The sequence below is a fragment of the Falsiroseomonas selenitidurans genome, from assembly GCF_012103215.1.
Classification (GTDB): Bacteria; Pseudomonadota; Alphaproteobacteria; order Acetobacterales; family Acetobacteraceae; genus Falsiroseomonas; species Falsiroseomonas selenitidurans.
This window is the reverse complement of record NZ_JAAVNE010000146.1, coordinates 1-531: the sequence shown is the minus strand read 5'-3', so window position 1 is coordinate 531 and position 531 is coordinate 1. Positions and strand designations below refer to the sequence as shown.

The 531-nt window shown below is 67.0% G+C and carries 1 protein-coding gene; it reads right to left on the bottom strand.

Annotated elements, in window-relative coordinates; translation table 11 throughout:
* Window positions 1-48: 48 nt before the first annotated feature.
* A partial coding sequence (locus HEQ75_RS27770; protein WP_168035345.1) for a transposase occupies window positions 49-531 on the bottom strand: 483 nt, incomplete at its 5' end.

The window sequence follows — 531 nt, the reverse complement described above, 5'->3', positions numbered from 1 at the left end:
CGCGATCAATCGCGGGATCTTGGATTGCGCTGGATGAGGTTGGGCTTTTCACGGCGCGGCGCGGTGCAGCTTGAGGAGGTTGTGGACGGTGCAGAGCATCGGCCATTCGTCTCTGACGTTGGTGAGACCGCGTAGCAGGAACTGGCGAAAGCCTCTGGCCTGTTTGATCGGCCCGAAGACCGGTTCGACGACCTGCTTGCGCAGCCGGTATCGACTTCGCCGACCGGCCTTGCGGATCGTGTCGGCCATGGCCTGCATCAGCGGCTTGCGCTTGAGCACGCGCCCGGCCGTGGGATCTGTCTCGCCATGGCGGATGCGGCCTGGCGAGAGGTATGGCCGTACTCCGCGGTCGGCCAGGCCAGCGAGGTTGGCCTCGGTTGCGAAGCCGCTATCGCCGGACACCTCACGGTGCTTGCGGCCGAGGTTCGCGCGCGCCTGATCCACCAGCGGGAGCAGGGCTGCGTAGTCCGCCGGGTTGGTGGCCAGGCGCTGGGCGACGATGATCTGGTGCGCGGCATCGACCGCGATCTG